Annotated in this window: 18 protein-coding genes; 16 read left to right on the top strand and 2 right to left on the bottom strand. The window is 70.5% G+C overall.

Translation table 11 applies throughout. The features are described 5' to 3' along the window. Positions 1-64 precede the first annotated feature (64 nt). On the bottom strand, positions 65-688 hold the full coding sequence (gene lexA / locus ABG090_RS08455) for a transcriptional repressor LexA (protein ID WP_347754044.1): 624 nt from the start codon (positions 686-688) through the stop codon (positions 65-67). Positions 689-943: 255 nt separating this feature from the next. Between lexA and ABG090_RS08450 the strand changes: the two genes are divergently transcribed. The 6 genes from ABG090_RS08450 (at position 944) to ABG090_RS08425 (ending at position 5,418) form a co-directional block, all read left to right on the top strand. Continuing rightward, positions 944-1,339 (top strand): hypothetical protein, encoded by a 396-nt coding sequence (locus ABG090_RS08450; RefSeq protein WP_347754043.1) that lies wholly within the window; start codon positions 944-946, stop codon positions 1,337-1,339. Positions 1,340-1,412: 73 nt separating this feature from the next. Continuing rightward, on the top strand, positions 1,413-2,492 hold the full coding sequence (locus ABG090_RS08445) for a histidinol-phosphate transaminase (protein ID WP_347754042.1): 1,080 nt from the start codon (positions 1,413-1,415) through the stop codon (positions 2,490-2,492). 10 nt (positions 2,493-2,502) lie between these two features. Then, the gene (hisB, locus tag ABG090_RS08440; RefSeq protein ID WP_347754041.1) at positions 2,503-3,102 is read left to right on the top strand and encodes an imidazoleglycerol-phosphate dehydratase HisB; all 600 of its coding nucleotides are present in this window, start codon (positions 2,503-2,505) and stop codon (positions 3,100-3,102) included. Next, complete coding sequence (hisH, locus tag ABG090_RS08435; RefSeq protein ID WP_347754040.1) at positions 3,102-3,755, top strand: imidazole glycerol phosphate synthase subunit HisH; 654 nt, start codon at positions 3,102-3,104, stop codon at positions 3,753-3,755. Before hisB ends, hisH begins: the two co-directional genes overlap by 1 nt. A gap of 77 nt (positions 3,756-3,832) precedes the next feature. Continuing rightward, positions 3,833-4,582 (top strand): bifunctional 1-(5-phosphoribosyl)-5-((5-phosphoribosylamino)methylideneamino)imidazole-4-carboxamide isomerase/phosphoribosylanthranilate isomerase PriA, encoded by a 750-nt coding sequence (priA, locus tag ABG090_RS08430; RefSeq protein WP_347754039.1) that lies wholly within the window; start codon positions 3,833-3,835, stop codon positions 4,580-4,582. Positions 4,583-4,590: 8 nt separating this feature from the next. Further along, positions 4,591-5,418 (top strand): SseB family protein, encoded by an 828-nt coding sequence (locus ABG090_RS08425; RefSeq protein WP_347754038.1) that lies wholly within the window; start codon positions 4,591-4,593, stop codon positions 5,416-5,418. Positions 5,419-5,422: 4 nt separating this feature from the next. Here ABG090_RS08425 and ABG090_RS08420 read toward each other — a convergent pair whose 3' ends face one another. Then, a complete protein-coding gene (locus ABG090_RS08420) occupies positions 5,423-5,782 on the bottom strand; it encodes a DUF1844 domain-containing protein (protein WP_347754037.1) in 360 nt (119 codons plus the stop codon). Between the two features lie 223 nt (positions 5,783-6,005). Between ABG090_RS08420 and infC the strand changes: the two genes are divergently transcribed. The 10 genes from infC (at position 6,006) to pheT (ending at position 15,500) form a co-directional block, all read left to right on the top strand. Continuing rightward, a complete protein-coding gene (gene infC / locus ABG090_RS08415) occupies positions 6,006-7,124 on the top strand; it encodes a translation initiation factor IF-3 (RefSeq protein ID WP_347757561.1) in 1,119 nt (372 codons plus the stop codon). Positions 7,125-7,133: 9 nt separating this feature from the next. Beyond that, the gene (gene rpmI, locus ABG090_RS08410) at positions 7,134-7,328 is read left to right on the top strand and encodes a 50S ribosomal protein L35 (RefSeq protein WP_347754036.1); all 195 of its coding nucleotides are present in this window, start codon (positions 7,134-7,136) and stop codon (positions 7,326-7,328) included. A gap of 36 nt (positions 7,329-7,364) precedes the next feature. Beyond that, the gene (rplT, locus tag ABG090_RS08405; protein WP_347754035.1) at positions 7,365-7,751 is read left to right on the top strand and encodes a 50S ribosomal protein L20; all 387 of its coding nucleotides are present in this window, start codon (positions 7,365-7,367) and stop codon (positions 7,749-7,751) included. A 1-nt stretch (position 7,752) separates the two neighbouring features. Then, positions 7,753-8,565, top strand: a complete 813-nt coding sequence (locus tag ABG090_RS08400) for an RNA methyltransferase (RefSeq protein WP_347754034.1) — start codon at positions 7,753-7,755, stop codon at positions 8,563-8,565. Positions 8,566-8,641: 76 nt separating this feature from the next. Continuing rightward, positions 8,642-9,379: an amino acid ABC transporter ATP-binding protein gene (locus ABG090_RS08395; protein ID WP_347754033.1), complete on the top strand. Its 738-nt coding sequence runs from the start codon at positions 8,642-8,644 to the stop codon at positions 9,377-9,379. A gap of 32 nt (positions 9,380-9,411) precedes the next feature. After that, on the top strand, positions 9,412-10,290 hold the full coding sequence (locus tag ABG090_RS08390; RefSeq protein ID WP_347754032.1) for a glutamate ABC transporter substrate-binding protein: 879 nt from the start codon (positions 9,412-9,414) through the stop codon (positions 10,288-10,290). Between the two features lie 71 nt (positions 10,291-10,361). Then, the gene (locus ABG090_RS08385) at positions 10,362-11,012 is read left to right on the top strand and encodes an amino acid ABC transporter permease (protein WP_347754031.1); all 651 of its coding nucleotides are present in this window, start codon (positions 10,362-10,364) and stop codon (positions 11,010-11,012) included. Continuing rightward, a complete protein-coding gene (locus ABG090_RS08380; protein ID WP_347754030.1) occupies positions 11,009-11,947 on the top strand; it encodes an amino acid ABC transporter permease in 939 nt (312 codons plus the stop codon). Before ABG090_RS08385 ends, ABG090_RS08380 begins: the two co-directional genes overlap by 4 nt. Before the next feature lie 20 nt (positions 11,948-11,967). Then, entirely contained in the window at positions 11,968-13,014 is a 1,047-nt protein-coding gene (pheS, locus tag ABG090_RS08375) for a phenylalanine--tRNA ligase subunit alpha (RefSeq protein WP_347754029.1), read from the top strand. Then, on the top strand, positions 13,014-15,500 hold the full coding sequence (pheT, locus tag ABG090_RS08370) for a phenylalanine--tRNA ligase subunit beta (protein ID WP_347754028.1): 2,487 nt from the start codon (positions 13,014-13,016) through the stop codon (positions 15,498-15,500). Before pheS ends, pheT begins: the two co-directional genes overlap by 1 nt. Positions 15,501-15,514: the final 14 nt, after the last annotated feature.

Raw genomic sequence — 15,514 nt, 5'->3', positions numbered from 1 at the left:
GCGGTCCCACGACAGGAGGCGCCGAGCCGCGTGAGCGGTCCGGCGCCTCGTGTCGTCTCGGGGCTCAGATGGAGCGCAGCACCGCCACGACCTTGCCCAGCACCTCGGCCTCGTCACCCACGATCGGCTCGAACGCGGAGTTGCGGGGCAGCAGCCAGGTGTGGCCGTCGCGCTGCTTGAACACCTTCACCGTGGCCTCCTCGTCGAGCATCGCCGCCACGATGTCGCCGTTGACCGCATCGCGCTGCTGTCGCACCACGACCCAGTCGCCGTCGCAGATCGCAGCATCGATCATCGAGTCGCCGACCACCTTGAGCATGAAGAGGTCGCCGCCGCCGACGAGCTCCTTCGGCAGCGGATAGACCTCGTCGATCTGCTCCTCGGCGGTGATCGGGATGCCGGCTGCGATGCGGCCGACCATCGGCACGAAGGTCGCCTGCTCCATGCTGCCCACAGACGGGTCCAGCTCGTCGGGCACGAGCACCTCGATCGCACGCGGGCGCGCAGGGTCGCGGCGGATCATGCCGGCGAGCTCGAGCTGCCCGAGCTGGTGCGTCACGCTCGAGAGCGAGGAGAGCCCGACCGCATCGCCGATCTCTCGGTAGCTCGGCGGATAGCCGCGCTGGCGCACCGCCTTCTGGATGACCTGCAGGATGGCCTGCTGCTTCTCGGTCAGCTGCCTCGTCATACCGCTCCGCTCCCGTCGCTCCGGTGCCGCCCGGTGCCCGAGACGGGCGTGTGGGTGGCCTGGGATTGACTGCTCCTGGTTCGAAAGCGTATCCGACAGGGCGCTCGAATCAAACGGATGTTCGAGCGTGTCGTGGAGAAAACCCGCAAAAGGGCTTGACGCATCCGAAGAATCGAAGATAGGTTCGAAACAGAGATTCGCAGGCGGTGCTCCCGGCCGAGCATCGCCTGCGGATCCCAATCGGAAGGAGCAACGATGACTGCCATCGCCACCACCGCATGGATCCCCGCCGCGACGCCCGTCGCGACGCCCGCCGCTCCCGCAGCTCGCAGTCGGCTCCGCATGACCGTCCGCGGTCGCCGTGCGCTGGCGCTGCTCGTCGCCGCCCCCGTCATCGCCACCGGCGCACTCGCCGGCGTCGGCGTGCTGGGCGACGCCCTCGCTGGGGCGGTCGCCTCCTCGACCAGCGGCTCCGTCGACTTCGAGTACGTCACCGTCATGCCTGGCCAGTCGCTGTGGCAGATCGCGCACGCCATCGCGCCCGAGGCCGACCCGCGCGACGTGATCGCGGAGATCGAGATGCTCAACGGCATCGGCGGCGCCATCCAGCCGGGCGAGCAGCTCGCCATCCCGACCCACTACACGAGCTGACGCCGCACACCGCCAGACCGCAGGCGTGCTGCCCGCGCGTGCAGGAGATCAGACAGCGTCCTAGGCTGGTGCAGTGACGAGTCTCGACGACCTGCCCATCCGCGCCGACCTGCGCGGCCTGACGCCCTACGGCGCACCGCAGCTCGAGGTTCCCGTGCGGCTCAACGTCAACGAGAACGCCTACCGAGTGCCGGAGGCAGTGGCCCTCGACATCGTCCAGGAGATCGCTCGTGCGCTGCCGGAGGCCAACCGGTACCCCGACCGCGAATTCGACGTGCTGCGCCAGGGCTTCGCCGACTACCTCGGCCGCGGCCTGACTGCCGAGCAGATCTGGGCGGGCAACGGCTCGAACGAGGTGCTGCAGCACGTGCTGCAGGCCTTCGGCGGCCCGGGCCGCTCGCTGCTGTCGTTCACGCCCACCTACTCGATGTACCCGCTGCTGGCGCAGGGCGTCGGCATGGCATGGGTGCCGGTGCCGCGCGCCGACGACTTCACGCTCACGCCGAGCGCCGTGCGCGACGCGATCGAGGAGCACGATCCCGACGTGGTCTTCCTCTGCTCGCCGAACAACCCGACCGGCACGGCGATCGGGCTGGACGTGATCGAGGCAGCGTGCACGAGCGCCCGCGGGATCGTGCTGGTCGACGAGGCCTACGCCGAGTTCGCGCACGATCGCGACCAGACGGCGCTGGCGCTCCTCGAGCGCTACCCGCGCCTGCTGGTCTCGCGCACCATGAGCAAGGCGTTCGCCTTCGCGGGCATCCGGGTCGGCTACCTCGCCGCGGATCCGGCGGTCATCGATGCGCTCCGCCTGGTGCGCCTGCCCTACCACCTGTCGGCGATCACGCAGGCGGCCGCGATCGCGGCGCTGCGGCACAGCGGCGAGATGCTCGCACGCGTCGACGCGCTGCGGCAGCAGCGCGATCGCATCGTCGATGAGCTCACCGCGCTGGGCCTCGCGCCCTACCCGTCCGACTCCAACTTCGTGCTCGTCGGCGGCATCCGCGACCCGAAGGCGACGTTCCAGGCACTGCTCGACCGCGGCATCCTGGTCCGCGACGTCGGCCTGCCCGGAACGCTCCGCATCACCGCCGGCACGCCGGCCGAGACCACCGCGCTGCTCGCCGCCATGGCTGAGCTCACCGCAGAATAGGATCGAACCCATGGCCCGCACCGCAACGATCGAGCGCTCCACGAGCGAGTCGACCATCCGGCTCTCGCTGGATCTCGACGGCTCCGGCAGCTCGTCGATCTCGACCACCGTGCCGTTCTTCGATCACATGCTGACGGCGTTCTCGAAGCACTCGCTCATCGATCTCGACGTGCAGTCGACGGGCGACACCGACATCGATGCGCACCACACGGTGGAGGACACGGCGATCGCGCTCGGCCTCGCGCTGCGCGACGCGCTCGGCGACAAGGCGGGCGTGCGCCGCTACGGCGACGCGACCGTGCCGCTCGACGAGGCACTCGCCCGCGCGGTCGTCGATCTCTCCGGCCGACCCTTCCTCGTGCACGGCGGCGAGCCCGCCGGATTCGAGCTGCACCGCATCGGCGGCCACTTCACCGGCTCGCTCGTGCGCCACGTCTTCGAGGCGATCACGCTCAACGCGCGCATCACGGCGCACGTGGACGTGCTCGCCGGTCGCGACCCGCACCACATCGCCGAGGCGGAGTTCAAGGCCTTCGCCCGCGCCATGCGCATGGCCGTCGAGCCCGACCCGCGCGTGACGGGCGTGCCGTCCACGAAGGGCGCTCTCTGATGCCCGGCTCGGCAACGGGGTCGTCGCGCCCGACCGTCGCGCTGCTCGACTACGGCCTCGGCAACGTGCACTCCGCGGCGAAGGCCCTGGAGGCCGCCGGCGCGAACGTCTCGCTGACGGCTGACCGCACGACGGTCATGGAGGCCGACGGCCTGGTGGTGCCCGGCGTCGGCTCGATCGCTGCGTGCATGGCCGGCATCCAGGCCATCCGCGGTGGTGAGCTCATCGGTCGTCGGCTGGCCGGCAGCCGACCGGTGCTCGGCATCTGCGTGGGCATGCAGGTGCTCTTCACGGCGGGCGAGGAGGGCGGCGTGCACACCGACGCGCTCGACGAGTGGCCGGGCACCGTGCGCCGCCTGCAGGCCGACGTGCTGCCCCACATGGGGTGGGCAGAGGTCGAGGCGCCGGAGGACTCCGAGCTCTTCGCGGGCATCCGAGACGAGCGCTTCTACTTCGTGCACTCCTACGCGGCGACCGAGTGGAGCATCGACCCTCACCCGCGCATCCGGCAGCCGCGCGTCACCTGGGCCACGCACGGGGAGCGCTTCCTCGCCGCGGTCGAGAACGGCCCGCTGAGCGCGACGCAGTTCCACCCGGAGAAGTCGGGGGAGGCGGGCATTGCCCTGCTGGCGAACTGGGTTCGCGGCCTCTGACTCTGCCGAGTAGCATTCCACCGGCTGGTCGAACCGGCTGATCGCACCGCCAAGCATCCCGAGAGGGCATCCTCACCATGACCGATTTCAACCAGTCGCCCAAGCTGCAGCTGCTGCCCGCCATCGATGTCGCCGGCGGCAAGGCCGTGCGGCTGACGCAGGGCGAGGCGGGCACGGAGACCTCCTTCGGCTCGCCCATCGATGCGGCCGAGGACTGGGTGCGCCAGGGCGCCGAGTGGATCCACCTCGTCGACCTCGACGCCGCGTTCGGTCGCGGCGACAACCGCGCCATCATCAAGAAGGTGATCAAGGCGGTCAAGGGCAACGTGCAGGTCGAGCTCTCCGGCGGCATCCGCGACGAGGCATCGCTGGAGGCCGCACTCGCCACGGGCGTGAAGCGCATCAACCTCGGCACCGCCGCGCTCGAGAACCCCGAGTGGACGGCATCGGTCATCTCCGAATACGGCGACCAGATCGCCGTCGGCCTCGACGTGCGCGGCACGACGCTCGCCGCACGCGGATGGACGCAGGATGGCGGCGACCTCTGGCACGTGCTCGACCGCCTGGAGGCGGCTGGCTGCAGCCGCTACGTCGTCACCGATGTCACGAAGGACGGCACGCTGCAGGGACCCAACATCGAGCTGCTGCGGCAGGTCGCCGAGCGCACGCAGAAGCCCATCGTCGCCTCCGGCGGCGTCGCGAGCCTCGACGACATCGCGGCGCTGCGCGAGCTCGTGCCGCACGGCGTCGAGGGCGCCATCGTCGGCAAGGCGCTCTACGCCGGCGCCTTCACGCTGGTCGCGGCGCTGGACGTCGCGGGCCAGTAAGGCCCGCGGTGAGCCGCGAGGCGGACTCGGCGGGGCGGCCCTGGGAGGGCCGCTCGTTCCAGCACCACGACACCGCCTACGCGGGCGATGACGGATCGGCGCCCGCGGCATACCTGGAAGCGGTCGCGGGTCTCGCCGCAGGCGCGTCCGGTCGCGCGCTCGTGGTCGACGCGCTCCGCGGCGAGCGGCTGCTCGTGCCGCTGCTGGCGGCGGCAGGCGAGACCGGGCTCGATGACCGCGGCCGCACGATCGACAAGACGCAGGAGCTCTCGATCGTCGAGGTGCAGGCGCCGGACGGCGGCACGATCCTGCCGATATTCTCGCACGTGACCGCGATGCAGGCCTGGAACCGGCAGGCACGACCCGTGCCCACGAGCGTGCAGCGCGCCGCCGCGGCCGCACTCGACGGGCCTGCGCGCGTGGTCGTCGACCCCGGCGCCGAGAGCGAGTTCGTGCTCACGCGCGCGATGCTGGAAGCGCTGCTCGCGGACGCCGCCTGGTCGTGGGGCGTCGAGGATCAGGCGGTGCATGCCGCGGTCGCCGACGCGCTCTTCGCACAGCCGGCGGTGCAGGCCGTGGTGCTCGCCACCGGCGACCCCCGCAGCCGCCTCGCCGGGCCGGAGCTCGAGGTGCACGCGCTCGTCGACGACGACGTGGACGCACCGGAGCAGGTGCAGGCGGCGGCAGCGCAGATCGCCGCGGCGCCGGTCGTGCGCGCGAGCATCGCGAGCGTCGTCGTGCGGCTGCACCGCTGGAACGGGGGAGCGGCGCAGCTGCCGCTCGCGGCGCCTGCGGCGCTCGCCCGCACGCGCGACGACTGGGCCGCCGCGCGCTGACCGGTCAGACGACCGAGCCGGTCCACTTCTCGCCGGGGCCCTTGCCGGGCGCGTCGGGCATCGAGCTCGCCTCGCGGAAGGCGAGCTGCACCGAGCGCAGCCCGTCGCGCAGCGGCGCCGCGTGCACGCCGCCGATCTCGGGTGCCGCCGCGGTCACGAGGCCGGCGAGCGCGTTGATGAGCTTGCGCGCCTCGTCGAGGTCGACCTGCTGCTCAGGGTCGTCCGCAAGGCCGACCTTCACGGCCGCGGCACTCAGCAGGTGGATCGCGACGGTGTTGATGAGCTCGACCGCCGGCACGTCGGCGATGTCGCGCGTCTGCTCGAGGGCGTCATCGCCGTGGGTGTGCTCGCCGAGCTCGGTCATCGCAGTCTTCTCCTGAGGAATCGTCTCTGGTAGGGTTGTGCAGGTTTCGGGCTCTCGCCCGGAGGTGAAAGAGGAGCAATCCCACCCGCAGCCGCTTCCAGGCTACCGGGTCAGCAGCATCGGACGTTCGTCGTCACGGATGCTGAGCCACGCGGCCGCGATCGCGTTCTGGCTTCTCTCTCGCCGTGCATCAGCACACAGCAGATTCGAGAAGGAGCCCGCGATCAGCGATCCCCGCACCAATGAGCGCATCCGCGTCCCCGAAGTCCGACTGGTTGGACCTGCAGGCGAGCAGGTCGGTGTCGTCCGGGTCGAGGATGCACTTCGTCTTGCCCGTGAAGCAGAGCTCGACCTCGTCGAGGTCGCACCCGAGGCGCGCCCGCCCGTGGTCAAGATCATGGACTACGGCAAGTTCAAGTACGAGCAGGCGCAGAAGGCCAAGGATGCACGTCGCAACCAGGCGAACACGGTCCTCAAGGAGGTCCGCTTCCGCCTGAAGATCGACGAGCACGACTACGAGACCAAGCGCAAGCGTGCGCAGGGCTTCCTCGAGGGCGGCGACAAGGTCAAGGCGATGATCCTCTTCCGCGGCCGCGAGCAGTCGCGCCCCGAGCTGGGCGTGAAGCTGCTGCAGCGCTTCGCCGAGGACATCCAGGAGTACGGCTCGGTCGAGTCGTCGCCGACCATCGACGGTCGCAACATGGTGATGATCGTCGGTCCGTCGCGCTCCAAGTCGGATGCCAAGGCAGAGCAGAACGCTGCCCGCATCGCGCACAAGAAGGAAGAGCAGGAGAAGCGCCGCCTGGAGGCTGAGAAGCAGGCCGCGTACCAGGCAGCGATCGAGGCCGAGCGCCCCGCCCGCCCGGCCGTGCCCGCGCAGAGCCGCGTGCGCAGCCAGCCGGAGCCGGTGCGCTCCAGCCGTCCCGCGTCGTCCTCGTCGCGCCCGTCGTCCTCGTCGTCCTCGAGCGCGTCGTCGCGTCCCAAGTCCGAGCCCCGCTCGGAGCCGCGTTCCGAGCCGCGTTCGGAGCCGCGCTCCGACTCGCGCCCCAAGCAGACCGCTCGCACGGTCCAGCCCACTCCGGCAGGCGCCCCGCGTCCCGCCGGTGCCCCCCGGCCCGCTGCCGCTCCCGCGGCATCGACCTCCGCTGCGCCCGCCGCCGCGGCCAAGCCTGCTGCGGGTTCCGCAGCGGCCAAGCCCGCGACGCCTGCAGCGTCCAAGCCCGCCGCGAAGCCCGGCGCCCCGAAGCCTGCTGGCAAGCCCGCAGCGCCCTCGGCGGCGGCCAAGCCCGCGACGCCCAAGGCCAAGCCGGCGGCTTCACCCGCCAGCGAGCCATCCGAGTAGGAGACAAGAATGCCCAAGCAGAAGACGCACTCCGGTGCGAAGAAGCGCTTCAAGGTCACCGGCAGCGGCAAGGTCCGCTCGCAGCAGTCCGGCATGCGCCACAACCTCGAGGTGAAGTCGGGTGGCCAGAAGCGCCGCCTCAACCGGGACAAGATCCTGGCCCCGGCCGACGCCAAGGTCATCAAGAAGCTCCTCGGGCGCTGACGCGCGCGACGAAGAAGAGATAGAGAGAACACACTCATGGCACGTGTCAAGAGAGCAGTCAACGCCCACAAGAAGCGTCGGGTCATCCTCGAGCAGGCTTCGGGCTACCGTGGACAGCGCTCGCGCCTGTACCGCAAGGCGAAGGAGCAGCTGCTCCACTCGCACGTCTACGCCTTCCGTGACCGCAAGGCGAAGAAGGGCGACTTCCGCCGCCTGTGGATCCAGCGCATCAACGCTGCCTCCCGCCAGAACGGCCTGACCTACAACCGCCTCATCCAGGGCCTCGGCCTGGCTGGCATCGAGGTCGACCGCCGCATGCTGGCCGATCTGGCGATCAACGATGCCGCCACGTTCACGGCGCTCGTCGAGGCAGCCAAGGCTGCGCTGCCGACCGACACGTCGGCTCCGTCGAACGCGGCCTGACGTGCTCGACAGCCCCCGTGCGCCGCGCGTGCGAGAGGCTGCCAAGCTCCAGCAGCGAACAGCCCGGTCTCAGACCGGGCTGTTCCTGTTGGAGGGCCCGGCGGCGCTCGACGAGATCGTGCGCTGGCAGCCCGCGCTGCTCGTCGACGTCTTCGCCACCCCGACAGCGCGCGAGCGCCACAGCGAGCTGATCGCCGCCGCGGCGCAGCACGCGCCCATCACCGACGTCTCCGACCGCGCGCTCGCGGCGATCGCCGACACCGTGCACCCGCAGGGCGTGGTGGCCGTCGCCAAGCAGGCGCCGGTGCGGCTCGAGGATGCGATCGCGCGGGCCGTCGAGGCGGCGCACCCGCTGATCGCGATCCTGCACGAGGTGCGGGACCCCGGCAACCTCGGCACCATCCTGCGCGCCGCAGACGCGGCGGGGGCATCCGCGGTCATCGTCACCGCCAACTCCGTCGACCCCTTCAGCCCCAAGGTGGTGCGCGCCACCACCGGCTCGCTGTTCCACCTCGACGTCTCCGTGGGTGCCGGCACGAGCGATGCGATCGACGCGGCCGCCGCGGCCGGCCTCACCGTGCTCGCGGCGGATGTGGCGGGGGAGGACCTGCTCGCGCTGCAGGCCGACGGCGTGCTGGCCCGCCCCACGGCGTGGCTCTTCGGCAACGAGGCGCGCGGCCTGGATGCCGATACCGCCCGGCTGGCCGACCGGTCGGTGCGGCTGCCGGTCTACGGCCACGCGGAGTCGCTGAACCTCGCCACCGCCGCATCCGTCTGCCTCTACCAGAGCGCCTTCGCCCAGCGGGGTCGGTAATGACCGTCGTGTAACCGTTTCATTGCGATTCCACGCGCCCGCCGATCAGTCGGCGGGCGCATGGTTGTATGTCGACATGCAGCCCCTCGTCGAGATCGTCAATGTGGACAAGCACTATGGCGAGTTCCAAGCGCTGAAGAACATCAACCTCACCGTCGGCAAGGGCGAGGTGGTGGTCGTCATCGGCCCCTCCGGCTCTGGCAAGTCGACGCTCTGCCGCGCGATCAACCGGCTCGAGACCATCAGCTCCGGCTCCATCTCGATCGACGGCAAGGAGCTGCCCAAGGAGGGCAAGGGCCTGGCTGCCCTGCGCGCCGACGTCGGCATGGTGTTCCAGTCGTTCAATCTCTTCGCCCACAAGTCGATCCTCGAGAACGTCACGCTCGGCCCCATCAAGGTGCGCGGCCTGAAGAAGGCGGAAGCCGTCAAGGAGGCGCACGCGCTGCTCGAGCGCGTCGGTGTCGCCCAGCAGGAGTCGAAGCTGCCCGCGCAGCTCTCCGGCGGCCAGCAGCAGCGCGTCGCGATCGCGCGCGCCCTGGCGATGAAGCCCAAGGTCATGCTCTTCGACGAGCCCACGAGCGCGCTCGACCCGGAGATGATCAACGAGGTGCTCGACGTCATGGTCGGCCTCGCCAAGGAGGGCATGACGATGGTCGTCGTGACCCACGAGATGGGCTTCGCACGCAAGGCCGCCGACCGGGTGGTCTTCATGGCCGAGGGCGAGATCGTCGAAGAGGCGACCCCGGAGGAGTTCTTCACGAACCCGCGGAGCAGCCGGGCCAAGGACTTCCTCTCCAAGCTCATCACCCACTGAGCTGGCATCACTCACCACATAAAGGAGACACCATGCGTAGGACACGACTCTCAGCGGCGGTCGCACTCAGCGCCGCCGCGGCCGTCGCGCTCGTCGGCTGTGCCGAGGGCGGCGATGGCGCGACCGGCGACCAGCCGTTCGAGGTCGCATCGGACGTGCAGCTCGAGGGCTCGCCCACGTTCGACGCGATGAGCGATGCCGGCACCGTCCGCATCGGCGTCAAGGAGGACCAGCCCAACCTCGGCTTCCTCGACGCCACCACCGACACGCGCAGCGGCTTCGACGTCGACATCGCGCGCTGGGTCGCGGCATCGCTCGGCTTCGACGAGGACGCGATCGAGTTCCAGTCGATCCCCTCGGCCAACCGCGAGCAGGCGCTCGTGAACGGCGACATCGACTACTACGTCGGCACCTACTCGATCACCGACGGACGCAAGGAGCAGATCGACTTCGCCGGTCCGTACTTCATCACAGGCCAGGGCCTGCTGGTCGCGTCCGACTCCGACATCGCTTCCGAGGAAGACCTCGTCGCGGGCGTGAACGTGTGCTCTGCTACCGGCTCGACGCCGATCCAGAACATCCGCGACAACTACCCGGATGTCGAGACCACCGAGTTCGACACGTACTCGCAGTGCGTCGAGGCGCTCATCAACGACCAGGTGGATGCCGTCACGACCGACCAGGCGATCCTGATCGGCTACGCCGCGCAGAACCCGGACGAGCTGATGGTCGTGGGTGAGCCCTTCACCGAGGAGCGCTACGGCATCGGCATCCCGAAGGGCGATGACGCGCTCCGCGAGCACATCAACACGCTGCTCGAGGAGAACCCCGACATCTGGCAGGCCATCTACGACAACAACCTGGGTGACTCCGGCGTCGAGGGCACGCAGCCCGAGGTCGACCGCTACTGATCGATTGCCACGATCCGTCGCGAGGCGGCGGGCTTGACGCCCGCCGCCTCGCGTGACGGAAGGAGACATGCGTGTTCGCCACCATCTTCGACAACCTCGACCTCTGGGGTCAGGCCCTCGTCGGCACCCTCGTGCTGTTCTTCGGCGGCGGCGCGATCGCGCTGGTGCTGGGGTTCATCGTGGGCGCCATGCGCGTCTCTCCGATTCCGATCGCGCGGGCGGTCGGCACCGCCTACGTCAACCTCATCCGCAACACGCCGCTGACGCTGCTGTTCTTCTTCTTCGCGCTCGGCGTGCCGGTGCTCGCGGGCTCACGCATGGACTTCATGGTGCTCGCGGTGCTCGCGCTGGGCATCTACACCGCCACCTACGTGGCAGAGACGCTGCGCTCCGGCATCAACACCGTGCCCGTCGGCCAGGCCGAAGCGGCTCGCGCGATCGGCCTCCCGTTCGGCCAGGTGATGACCCTCGTCGTGCTGCCGCAGGCCGGCCGTGCCGTCATCCCGCCGATGATGAGCGTGCTCATCGCGCTCCTGAAGAACACCACGGTCGCCGCCGGCTTCTCGGTGCTGAACCTCGGCTCGATCCGGAACAACCTCTCAGAGCGAGGCGAGAACGCCATGTTCGTCCTGCTCTGGGTCGCCATCGCCTTCGTGGTGCTGGTCGCCTTCCTCTCCTGGCTGCAGCGAACGCTCGAGAACAAGTGGAGGGTCGCACGATGAGCCAGGCCTCAGTCCTGTACGACGTCCCCGGACCGCGCGCCGTCGCTCGCAACAAGACGTTCGGTGCCGTCACGATCGTGGTGATCGTCGGCCTGTTCGCGCTGCTGCTGTGGCGCATGGCGGCGACCGGCCAGTTCGAGGCGTCCAAGTGGGAAGCGTTCGGCTACGCCGCCATCTGGCGGTTGATCGGCGAAGGCCTGCTCAACACCCTGACGGCGTTCGCGCTGGCTGCGATCGGCGCGATCGCGCTCGGCCTCGTGCTCGCCATCGGCCGGCTCAGCGATCACGCCTGGGTGAGCGTGCCGGTCGCGTGGATCACCGAGCTGCTGCGCGCGGTCCCCGTGCTCGTGTTCATGATGCTGCTGTACTACGCGATGCCCTCGATCGGGGTGCGCTTCTCACCCTTCGAAGCGGTCGTCATCGCGCTCATCGCGTACAACGGCTCGGTGCTCGCCGAGGTCATCCGCGCCGGTGTGGAGTCACTGCCTCGCGGGCAGGGCGAAGCCGGGTACGCGGTAGGGCTGCGGAAGGCCGGGGTCATGCGCCTCATCCTGCTGCCGCAGGCGATCCGCGCGATGATGCCGGTGATCATCTCGCAGCTCGTGGTGACGCTGAAGGACACCGCGCTCGGCTTCATCATCACATTCGAGGAGCTGCTGTACACGGCGAAGCTCATCGGCAGCCAGGCGCAGCTCGACCGCCCGATCATCCAGGCGGCCATCGTCGTCGGCGCGATCTACATCGCGATCTGCATGCTCATGTCGTGGGTCGCGTACTTCGTGCAGCGACGCACCGAGTCGTCGCCGAAGGCGAAGGGCGAGCAGAAGCCGAAGAATGACGACAACGTGACCGACACGCAGCTGCTGCTGACGCAGCGCGGCGTCGACGGACTCACCGGCAATGAAGGCGGGGGCGGCGGGTTCGGTCGTCGCTGAGGGCTCGGTAGGATCGTCGGGTGCCACACCCCGACGAGAACGCTGACCTCGGCGCGCGCGTCGACGCCGCGGTAGCCGCGGCGCTCGCCGCCATCGATGCCGCCACGACCACGTCTGAGCTGCAGGCCGCGAAGGCCGCGCACAACGGGCAGGGGAGCGAGCTCGCCGCCCTGAACGGCGGGCTGCGCGACGTCCCACCCGAGGATCGCAAAGCCGCGGGCCAGCTGATCGGCGCGGGCCGCGGCCGGGTCGCAGAAGCGATCGCCGCGCGCCAGCGCGAGCTCGCCGAGGCGGAGGAGCGCGCGCAGCTCGAGGCCGAGCGCGTCGACGTGACCGCACTGCCGCGCATCCGCACGGCCGGTGGCAGGCACCCGCTCACCATGCTCATCGATGAGATGAGCGACGTCTTCGTCGGCATGGGGTGGGAGGTCGCCGAGGGTCCCGAGCTCGAGCACGAGTGGTACAACTTCGACGCGCTGAACGTCGACCCCGACCACCCAGCGCGCGGCGAATCCGACACCTTCTACATCGCGCCCGCCGACCGGCACATGGTGCTGCGCACGCAGACCAGCCCCGTGCAGATGCGGTCGATGCTCACGCGCGACCTCCCGATCTACATCGTCGCCCCCGGCCGCGTCTACCGCACTGACGACATCGACGCCACGCACCTGCCGGTCTTCACCCAGATCGAGGGACTGGCGGTCGACAAGGGCATCACCATGGCGAACCTGCGCGGCACGCTCGAGCACCTCGCCCGCGTGATGTTCGGCGACGAGGCGAAAATCCGCCTGCGCCCCAACTACTTCCCCTTCACCGAGCCGAGCGCCGAGATGGATGTCTGGCACCCCGGCATGCGCGGCGGCCCGCGCTGGGTCGAGTGGGGCGGCTGCGGCATGGTCAACCCCAATGTGCTGCGCGCAGCAGGGATCGACCCGGACGTCTACTCCGGCTTCGCGTTCGGCATGGGCATCGAGCGCACGCTGCAGTTCCGCTACCAGCTCGACGACATGCGCGACATGATCGAGGGCGATGTGCGCTTCACGGAGCAGTTCGGGATGGTGATCTGATGCGGATTCCGCTGTCATGGCTCGCAGAGCACGTCGACCTCCCCAAGGAGGACACCGCCGACTGGCTGCACGCGCAGCTCGTGCGCGTCGGCTTCGAGGAGGAGATGGTGCACGGCGGCGAGCTGCGCGGTCCGATCGTCGTCGGCCGGGTGCTCGAAATCGCCTCGGAGCCGCAGAAGAACGGCAAGACCATCCGCTACGCGCAGGTCGACGTCGGCGAGGCCAACGGTGGCGTGCGCGGCATCGTGTGCGGCGCGCTCAACTTCGTCGTCGGCGACCGGGTCGTCGTGACGCTGCCGGGGTCCGCGCTGCCGGGCGGCTTCGAGATCGCCGCGCGCAAGACCTACGGCCACGTCTCCGACGGCATGATCGCCTCCGAGCGCGAGCTCGGCCTCGGCGATGACCACGACGGCATCATGCGGCTCGACGAGCTCGGCATCCCCGGCGAGGTGGGCGAGGACGCGCTGCGGATCCTGGGCCTGGACGACCAGGCGGTCGAGATCAACGTCACGCCCGACCGCGGCTACGCGCTCTCGATCCGCGGCGTGGCCCGCGAGCTCGCCTCCTCCGTCGGGGCGCCCTTCACCGACCCGGCCGCGACCGCGCGAGCCGCGGTCGACGTCGGCACGCCCACCGGCTTCCCGCTCGCGATCGCGGACGAGGCGCCGATCCGCGGCCGCATCGGCTGCTCGCGCTTCATCGCACGCATCGTGCGCGGCATCGACCAGTCGCGCCAGACTCCGGCGTGGATGGTCTCGCGCCTGCGGCTGGCGGGCATGCGCTCGGTCTCGATCGGCGTCGACATCACCAACTACGTGATGCTCGAGCTCGGTCAGCCGACGCACGCCTACGACCTCGGCAAGCTGCAGGGCGGCATCACCGTCCGGCGTGCGCACCCTGACGAGCGCCTCACGACGCTCGACGACGTCGATCGTGCGCTGCACCCGGAGGATCTGCTCATCACCGACGACCGCGGCGCCATCGGCATCGCTGGCGTCATGGGCGGCGCCGAGACCGAGATGGATGCCTCGACCACCGAGGTGCTCATCGAGGCCGCCACGTTCGACGCCGTGTCGATCGGTCGCGCCTCCCGCAGGCACCGGCTGATCTCCGAGGCATCGAAGCGCTTCGAGCGCGGCGTCGACCCGGCCGTCGCGGACGCCGCAGCCGCACGCGTGGCGCAACTGCTGGTCGAGCTGGCCGGCGGCACCATCGACACCGAGCTGGGCGCAGAGGTCGGCGGCGTGCCCGAGATGCAGCCCATCGCTATCCCGGTCGGCTTCTGGAGCACGCTCACGGGCGCCGACTACACGACCGACGAGGCGCGCGACGCGCTCGTCTCGATCGGCGCCGTCATCGACGAGGCGCCGGATGCCTGGACGGTGACGCCACCCACATGGCGGCCCGACATCGTCGACCGGGAGAGCCTGGTGGAGGAGGTCGCGCGCATCGTCGGCTTCGACCGCATCCCCTCGGCGCTGCCGGTCGCCCCTCCTGGCCGCGGCTTCACACGCGCCCAGCGCCTGCGCCGCAGCGTGGCCAATGGTCTCGCCGCAGCCGGCCTGACCGAGGTGCTGGTCGCGCCGTTCGTCACCGAGGCGCAGGCGCGCATGACGGGAGAGGAGCCGCTGCGGCTCGAGAACCCGCTCGATGGCGAGCGCCCCTGGCTGCGCACCGCGCTGGTGCCGGCGATGCTCGACACCGCCCACCGCAACCTCGGCCGTGGGCTGACGGATCTCGCGATGTTCGAGCTCGGCCGCGTCTTCCACGCCGTCGACGGCCAGGGCACGGATGCGCTGCCGACCGCCGAGGCGCGTCCCGCCGACGACGTGCTCGAGAGCCTCGACCGCCTGCCCGAGCAGCCGGACCACGCGGGTGTGCTGCTGGTCGGGGAGCGCGTCGGCAAGCAGCCGGGTCGCGCCGCGGAGCGCTATGGCATCGCCGACGCGATCGAGGCCGCCGAGCGCGTCGCCCGCACGCTCGGGCTGGAGCTCGACGTGCGGCAGGCGCAGCGCGACTGGCTGCACCCTGGCCGGGCCGCCGAGCTGCTGGTCGGAGATGCGGTCGTCGGCGTCGCCGGCGAACTGCTGCCGGCGATCGCCGCAGCGACCGACCTGCCCCGCGTGGTCGCGGTCGCCGAGCTGGACCTCAGCGCACTCATCGCGCGCGCCCGAGTCACGCTCGAGACGCGAGTGATCGCTCCGGTGCCGGCGGCGACGCAGGATCTCTCCACGGTCGTGCCGGTCGACGTGCCCGCCGCCGACGTGCGCCGGGCCGTGCGCGAGGGCGCGGGTGTGCTGCTGGAGCACATCGTGCTCGTCGACGACTACCGCGGTGCCGGGCTGACGGAGGGCGAGAAGTCGCTCACCTTCGCGCTGCGCTTCCGCGCGACCGACAGGACGCTCACGGCGGCCGAGGCCTCGGAGGCGAAGCTCGCCGGGCTCGCCGTCGCGACCGAGCGGTTCGGCGCCCGGCTGCGCGAGTAGGCCCGCGCCAGCCG

The organism is Agrococcus sp. ProA11, assembly GCF_039880525.1.
Lineage (GTDB): Bacteria > Actinomycetota > Actinomycetes > Actinomycetales > Microbacteriaceae > Agrococcus > Agrococcus chionoecetis.
This window is presented reverse-complemented; position numbering and strand designations above follow the sequence as displayed.

Coding starts and splice junctions, on each gene's coding strand:
- ABG090_RS08450 (WP_347754043.1), top strand. CDS start 944: ATGACTGCCATCGCCACCACCGCATGGATCCCCGCCGCGACGCCCGTC.
- priA (WP_347754039.1), top strand. CDS start 3,833: ATGACCGATTTCAACCAGTCGCCCAAGCTGCAGCTGCTGCCCGCCATC.
- hisH (WP_347754040.1), top strand. CDS start 3,102: ATGCCCGGCTCGGCAACGGGGTCGTCGCGCCCGACCGTCGCGCTGCTC.
- rplT (WP_347754035.1), top strand. CDS start 7,365: ATGGCACGTGTCAAGAGAGCAGTCAACGCCCACAAGAAGCGTCGGGTC.
- pheT (WP_347754028.1), top strand. CDS start 13,014: ATGCGGATTCCGCTGTCATGGCTCGCAGAGCACGTCGACCTCCCCAAG.
- ABG090_RS08390 (WP_347754032.1), top strand. CDS start 9,412: ATGCGTAGGACACGACTCTCAGCGGCGGTCGCACTCAGCGCCGCCGCG.
- ABG090_RS08380 (WP_347754030.1), top strand. CDS start 11,009: ATGAGCCAGGCCTCAGTCCTGTACGACGTCCCCGGACCGCGCGCCGTC.
- ABG090_RS08420 (WP_347754037.1), bottom strand. CDS start 5,782: ATGACCGAGCTCGGCGAGCACACCCACGGCGATGACGCCCTCGAGCAG.
- rpmI (WP_347754036.1), top strand. CDS start 7,134: ATGCCCAAGCAGAAGACGCACTCCGGTGCGAAGAAGCGCTTCAAGGTC.
- ABG090_RS08395 (WP_347754033.1), top strand. CDS start 8,642: ATGCAGCCCCTCGTCGAGATCGTCAATGTGGACAAGCACTATGGCGAG.
- lexA (WP_347754044.1), bottom strand. CDS start 688: ATGACGAGGCAGCTGACCGAGAAGCAGCAGGCCATCCTGCAGGTCATC.
- hisB (WP_347754041.1), top strand. CDS start 2,503: ATGGCCCGCACCGCAACGATCGAGCGCTCCACGAGCGAGTCGACCATC.